This is a genomic window from Micromonospora sp. NPDC005252, from assembly GCF_042872475.1.
Lineage (GTDB): Bacteria > Actinomycetota > Actinomycetes > Mycobacteriales > Micromonosporaceae > Micromonospora.
In genome coordinates this window covers 32,799-38,798 of the sequence record NZ_JBIAKN010000023.1, presented here as the reverse complement: position 1 = coordinate 38,798, position 6,000 = coordinate 32,799, and the positions used below count along the sequence as shown (strand labels likewise).

General features: G+C 66.0%; 7 protein-coding genes and 1 tRNA gene. 5 read left to right on the top strand and 3 right to left on the bottom strand.

Annotated elements, in window-relative coordinates:
- Positions 1–354, top strand: a 354-nt coding sequence (locus tag ACFYPH_RS30430) for a transposase (protein ID WP_387186530.1), incomplete at its 5' end; no start/stop codon positions are given.
- 32 nt (positions 355–386) lie between these two features.
- Here ACFYPH_RS30430 and ACFYPH_RS30425 read toward each other — a convergent pair.
- Positions 387–881 (bottom strand): YajQ family cyclic di-GMP-binding protein, encoded by a 495-nt coding sequence (locus ACFYPH_RS30425; RefSeq protein ID WP_354854339.1) that lies wholly within the window; start codon positions 879–881, stop codon positions 387–389.
- A gap of 147 nt (positions 882–1,028) precedes the next feature.
- Here ACFYPH_RS30425 and ACFYPH_RS30420 point away from each other — a divergent pair.
- Both ACFYPH_RS30420 and ACFYPH_RS30415 read left to right on the top strand, forming a co-directional pair.
- Positions 1,029–1,112, top strand: a tRNA-Tyr gene (locus ACFYPH_RS30420).
- Positions 1,113–1,770: 658 nt separating this feature from the next.
- Positions 1,771–2,172, top strand: coding sequence for a cell division protein CrgA (locus ACFYPH_RS30415; protein ID WP_387186528.1), 402 nt, complete (start codon positions 1,771–1,773; stop codon positions 2,170–2,172).
- Between the two features lie 260 nt (positions 2,173–2,432).
- Here the strand turns inward: ACFYPH_RS30415 and ACFYPH_RS30410 are convergent, their stop codons facing one another.
- Positions 2,433–2,903 (bottom strand): hypothetical protein, encoded by a 471-nt coding sequence (locus ACFYPH_RS30410; protein WP_387186526.1) that lies wholly within the window; start codon positions 2,901–2,903, stop codon positions 2,433–2,435.
- 424 nt (positions 2,904–3,327) lie between these two features.
- Between ACFYPH_RS30410 and ACFYPH_RS30405 the strand changes: the two genes are divergently transcribed.
- A complete protein-coding gene (locus ACFYPH_RS30405) occupies positions 3,328–3,702 on the top strand; it encodes a hypothetical protein (protein WP_387186524.1) in 375 nt (124 codons plus the stop codon).
- Positions 3,687–4,712: a protein NO VEIN domain-containing protein gene (locus ACFYPH_RS30400; RefSeq protein ID WP_387186522.1), complete on the top strand. Its 1,026-nt coding sequence runs from the start codon at positions 3,687–3,689 to the stop codon at positions 4,710–4,712. Before ACFYPH_RS30405 ends, ACFYPH_RS30400 begins: the two co-directional genes overlap by 16 nt.
- Before the next feature lie 219 nt (positions 4,713–4,931).
- On the opposite strand, the gene ACFYPH_RS30395 is transcribed toward ACFYPH_RS30400, so the two are convergent.
- Positions 4,932–5,426, bottom strand: coding sequence for a toll/interleukin-1 receptor domain-containing protein (locus ACFYPH_RS30395; RefSeq protein WP_387186520.1), 495 nt, complete (start codon positions 5,424–5,426; stop codon positions 4,932–4,934).
- Positions 5,427–6,000 lie beyond the last annotated feature (574 nt).

Below are 6,000 nucleotides of genomic sequence, written 5' to 3'. Positions count from 1 at the left end.
GCCCGCCCGGACGGGGCCCCGATCTACGTCATCCTGGACAACCTGTCCGCCCACAAGGGCGCCAAGATCCGCAGGTGGGCGGCCCGGAACAAGGTTGAACTCTGCTTCACCCCGACCTACGCCTCCTGGGCCAACCCGATCGAGGCCCAATTCGGGCCGCTACGCACCTTCGTCATCGCCGGATCGAACCACCCGAACCACACCGTCCTGACCCGTCGCCTGCAGGCCTACCTACGCTGGCGCAACGCCAACGCCCGCCACCCCGACGTCCTGGCCGCCCAACGCCGCGAACGCGCCCGCATCCGCAGCGAACGCCAACGACGCTGGGGCCAACCCGCCACCCGAGCAGCCTGACCCCAACACCGTGAACATTCGTGGTCACGGCACTAGCGGTAGTTGGTGAACTGGAGGGCCACGCCGAAGTCCTCGCCCTTGAGCAGCGAGATGACCGCCTGGAGGTCGTCCCGCTTCTTGCCGGTGACGCGCAGCTGGTCGCCCTGGATCTGCGCCTGAACGCCCTTGGGGCCCTCCTCGCGGATCTTCTTGCTGATCGCCTTGGCCTTGTCCGTCTCGATGCCCTGGATCACCTTGCAGTCGATCTTGAACACCTTGCCGGACGGGCGTGCCTCACCGGCGTCCAGCGACTTCAGCGAGATGTTCCGCTTGACCAGCTTCTCCTTGAACACGTCCAGCGCGGCCCGGACGCGCTCCTCGGTCTCCGCCTGGAGGCCGATCGCCTCCTCGCCCGACCAGGAGATCTCCGCGCCCGTGCCGCGGAAGTCGAACCGCGTCGCGAGCTCCTTCTCCGCCTGGCGAAGGGCGTTGTCGACCTCCTGGCGGTCGACCTTGCTCACGATGTCGAATGACGGGTTCGCTGGCATGCTTCTGCTCCTGCTGTCCGGCGGTCTGGGCGTGCCGTCGGCCGCCGACCAGCGGCACGACCCTCTGACCGTACCCGGTTGCGTCGGTCCCGGGGCGAGCCGCTATCCTTGCTTCCGCCGCCGCGTTACGACGCGGTGGGGTGCCCTGGCGGGTTGCCCGAGCGGCCAATGGGAGCGGACTGTAAATCCGTCGCGAAAGCTACAGAGGTTCGAATCCTCTACCCGCCACCAGGTGCAGACACGGCCCCTGACCAGCAGGAATGCTGATCGGGGGCCGTTGTCGTTGATCTAGCCGAGTCCGGCTGAGTCCAGCCGTTGACGACTGGTTGTGGGCAGATGGTGGGCAGGTCGATCTTGCCCGCTGAGGGCTGTTCTGGGGCTGCGGACGCTGCGGTTGGTGGCCTGGGCCGGCCTGGCGGAGTCCGTGCATGTAGCGATCGGCTGAGGGGTCCGCGGTGAGGTGTCACCGGCTGCGCGAGAGACCGGGGGCAAGCCAGTCCCGGGGTTGGACTGGCGCGGCAGTCGGAAGCCCTGACCGCCGACGAGGCCGACCGGTTCGGCTTCCGTACCGCCTGGCCGTGATCGTGCCGCTGGCCCAATCAGCAGACTCGGGGCGGCGGTCCGGCGGCGGTCGGTGGCTCTCCGCCCCGGTGCCGGAGGCGGCCGGGGCGGCTTGCCGCCGGCCGGGTTGCCGCCCCGCGCCGCGCGGAGCGCGGCGCCTTGATCCAAAACAGAAGAAATCGGCAATGAAGCCATTCGGCTCCGGCCCCGGGGCGCCGCACGTCTGCTGCCGCCAGGGACTCGAACCCTGAACCCCTCCGGCACGGACCCGTACGCGGGGCTGTTGCTGGCCGTGCTGGATGATGAATTACCACTACGATCCGCTCTCATGTCTGTGGATCGTGACGAAGAGGTCATCGCCGCCTACGCGGCCGGGGAAGATGTCGGGCATATTGAGCAACGTTTTGGCATCTCAGCCGACGGCATCCGCAGGATCGTCGCGGCGGGGACGGGAGTCGAGGCTGCGACCGACGACCGGCCCACTGCGCAACGGCCACGCGCGACGCCGCTGACCGTAGCGGGGATTGTCCTGATGGCGCTTGGCCTCGTTGGTCCCTGCGCCGGAGGCATCCTGTGGCTCGCCGTCTACTACCTCTCCGAGACGGCGTACCCGGTTTCTTCCTGGCAGGACGGGAACGTGGCGGTAGGACTCAGCGGAGTTTGTGCTGGGTCGGTCCTGACAGTGACCGGTCTGGTCCTACTACTGCTGGCCCGCAACCAGCGGCGGTGATGGTTGGCGGAGGACCGCCAGCTATGGCAGGTGGCGGTACTGTCGCGGCCTCTAGACCGAGATTGGCTCATCTCAGCCTCGTGGGGTGCCGGCCTTCTGTTCTCGCAGTCGGCCGGGCCACTCCGGCTCGGCTATCCGCGACGAGAGGAGACTTCGTCCCGAACGCGGCTGCGGCGCAACGTCTGTTGCAATCGGTTGTCGTCCCGTGCCTCTTAGCTCGGCTACGACCCTGCCTGCTGTCGCTACGTGTCGGCCGCAGGTCACACGTTTGCTGCCTCTCTGCTGCTTCCGTCCGTCCTGATTCGTCGGGTTGGCTGCTCCTGCTCGGTTGGCTGCTTGAGCTTCCGCTGCCACCGCCGCCGGCCGTGTCGCCCCCGCACTATGTCCCTACGGGCGGCGCGGACGAACAAGGTCCGCTTCTTCTTGTAGGTGGCTAGCCGTTCGTCCCAGGGCGGCACGCCCTCGCCATCACTGTCGAATAGGGATAAGGCCGCATCGGCCAGGCTCCTGCCCGTCTCAACGACGGGACTTGGACAGATCAACTCCATCGACTCCACTGACAAGCTGAGTCGGTGCGCTGCTTCGCGGAGTTGGGTCAGACGTCCCGACTCGCCGGCCCCGAGCCGCTCTGACACGAGGTCCACCACCGGTGGTTTCACCCGCGCGGCCACAGAGTCGAGGACGCCCGTGAGAGTCTCGTTCAGATCCTGACCTCTGACGTCTGGGTTCATCGCACGGATCAGAGCTCGCGAAGCGAGCCATGCCAAAGGGCGCAAGACGATGCTTTTAGGGCGGGTGCTTAGAGCCTTAGCAAATTGGTCGAAGGGGTCGTCTAGGGCCTTCGGAACAGCGATGGCTGCGGCGTGCTGAAACGCAGCCGCACCCAAGGTCGCTTCGCTGGCGTCGAGGAGCTGGGTACAGGCCCGATGCCGTTCCACTCGTCGCCACTTGCGAAACTCCATGCTGCGGTTAAGCACGTTGCCGACGACAAGGCCTAGGATGCCCACCGCTACCGTCACCCACTCCAACACGTCATAGAGTCCAGCAGACGCCTGCAATATCCACCAGCTCGGGGCATGCCCGGCTTTTAACTGGCGCGAGGCAGGCGGTTCAGCTGACTCCACAGCGGACACAATCGGGCATAGCATCACGATCATGGGTAGACGCTGGGAGGTTGACGAGGCCGATTGGGAGAGAGTTCGCGGGAAGATACGCGGCCTCCTGGAGGAGGCGGCCGGGAACGGCTCGTGGCTGGTATACAGCGACATCGTCACCGGGATTTCGGAGCTCGCCGGTCCTGACTCTCACGCGTTCCACGAGATGTTGGGTGAGATTTCGGCGGATTGCCATGCTTCGGGACTGCCGCTGCTGTCGGCGCTGGCTGTGTACAAGGGGACCTATATGCCTGGTCTTGGCTTCTACAGGGCCGCCAAGAGTCTGGGGCTTGACGTCGGCGCGTCACACTCCGCACGTTACGACTTCTGGTGGCGGCAGGTCGAGCTATGCCACGAGGCATGGAGGCGGCGGTGAGGTTGAACGCCTGGTGGGCCGGCCGGCCTCACGAGCGGTTCTGGATGGAGATCACCGATCGTGAAGTCCTAGGCCAGGACCTAACGACCCCGCAGGTGAAGGACAGCGGCAAGGAGTACTGGTCGTATTCGCTCGTCTCTGAGACGCAGCCTGGCGACATCGTGTTCCACTGGCATGACAACTGGGCTGGTGAGCCAGCTCTAGTGGGCTGGTCGGAAGTCGTCGGTCCTCTCGCCGAGGGGGAAATAACCTGGCAAGCGCGCGGAACCAGCGGCCGCGCCCGAGGCGTCGCTAGGACGATGCCCAGTTGGGTCATGCCCTGCGGCGGCTTCACGGAATTTCCCCGTCCGGTAACCAGGTTTATGCTCAGCCGCCAAGCTCCGCGCATCAGACGGGTGCGGAATCACCTGCAATCCGAGGTGGGCAGACCCTACTTCCCATTCATCTTCTATAGGCCCGACGAGATTCGGGCAGCCCAGGCCTACCTTGTGAAGTTCCCGGCCGCCCTGGTGCAGGCCATCCCGCAACTTGCCGCGACCTTCTCCCAAACCAGCACAGCCAAGCCGGGCCGGCCTAGCCACAAGGTCCCCCGCCAGATCGCGTCGCGGCGACAGCAAGACCCGAAGCTGCGGGCCGCGATCGAACGTCACGCCGTCGAAGTAGCCAAGGACCATTACCGCAGCCTTGGCGCAACCGAGATCATCGAACTCGGCAAGCCCTATGACCTTCTCGTACGTGGCCTAGGGCCCGACCGGCACGTCGAAGTCAAGGGAAGCGCCCAGCCCGCAGCCAACGTCGAACTCACGGTCAACGAAGTTACGCACGCTCGGGGCAACCCCCACGCGGATCTGGTCGTCGTTGACAAAATCGCCTGGATCTCCCAGACCGACGGCTCATACGAGACAACCGGTGGCCACACCCGCATCTGGGAAAACTGGTCACCCGACTCCGCGGCATTGCGTCCTACGCGCTACCTGTATGAGCTCCCGGTAGAAGAACCTTCCTTGTGACTAGTTGCCGCCATCTTCCCCGCCCGCCAAGCGGCGGGCGTCGCCGAACGACGCCTCGCTCACAAGCTCTGTGCGCCCCGTCCGTACACGTCCGGGAACGGCTGCACGCTCGGAGCCTCGTCCATGCCGGCGCGCCTCAGCGTGCTGCTGTCCGGGGTGGTTGCTGTCGACAGCCTTTCCGCCGGCGCCGATGGTCACGCCAGGCGAATCGCCTCGGACTCAGGCCGCGAGCGCGGCGGCGGCGGCAGCGACCTTGGCTGCGACGTTGTCCAGCGACGATTCTTTGGTGCTCAGCCCAGCGTGCGAGGCCAGCATCGGGCTGACGTTGTTGAGATCGTTGAAGCTGACCCCGTGCAGGACGGGGATGACGCGACGAGTGGAGAGCAGTACGGCGAGCTCCTTCTCGGCCACGCCTTCAGCCTCGATGCTCTTGAGCAGCGCAGGCGTGACCAACACGATCCCGACGCGAGAGTTCCGTAGGCCTTTGTCGATTTCGCGGATCATGAGCGAACCAAGGGGTAGGTCTTCTTCGCTGAACCACACCGAGGCGCCATTCGACTTAAGATGGCCGTACAGCTCCTTCGCGCTGCCCTCTCGGTCGTCCCATGCGTGGCAGAGGAAGAGGTCGCGGCGTTCGGGGTGCGCCTGAGCCTGCTCGCTGGCCTTCTGGGTGAAAGGCTCGACCGCGCGCCACTCCGTCGGGGTATACGACACCGATCTGCCGGTCCTAGTCCGACGCGAGCCTCCGCCGCTGCCGCCGGAAGAGCTGCCGTAGCTCGACCCTCCGTCCCTGCCGCCGTAGGACGGCCGAGACGAGTAGGACGTGTAAGACCCGTAGGACGAGGGGGACTGTCCCCTACCCCCGCACGCTGGGCAGTTCGCCACCCCACTCGCGGTGCGGTGGCCTTGAGACGGTGCTGTGCATCGCGCCATAGGGCCATGGTAGAGGGACGTCTGACATAGTGCCGTTACGCGTCGACTGCCTCCTGGCGCCTAGACGTTGAAGCGCAACTAAGAGGCGCGATCGGCTCACCAGCAGGGACGGCGCTAGACACCTGCTCGCGCGCAATCTGCGGCTGCCATCGTTGACGACGTTTGACGGTGTCCTGTGCCCCCTGCTGTGCCCCCACCGCCAGGGGCGCTCCGATGCTTGGCCCTGGGCTGCCAACGCCGTGATCTCGCTGGAGGCTGCCACGCTCGCCGCCAGGCCTCATCGATCCCCCGCCGCAACCTGTTCGACGAACGGCTGGGCCAAACGGATGACGATTGCGGAGAGCATCCGCGATAG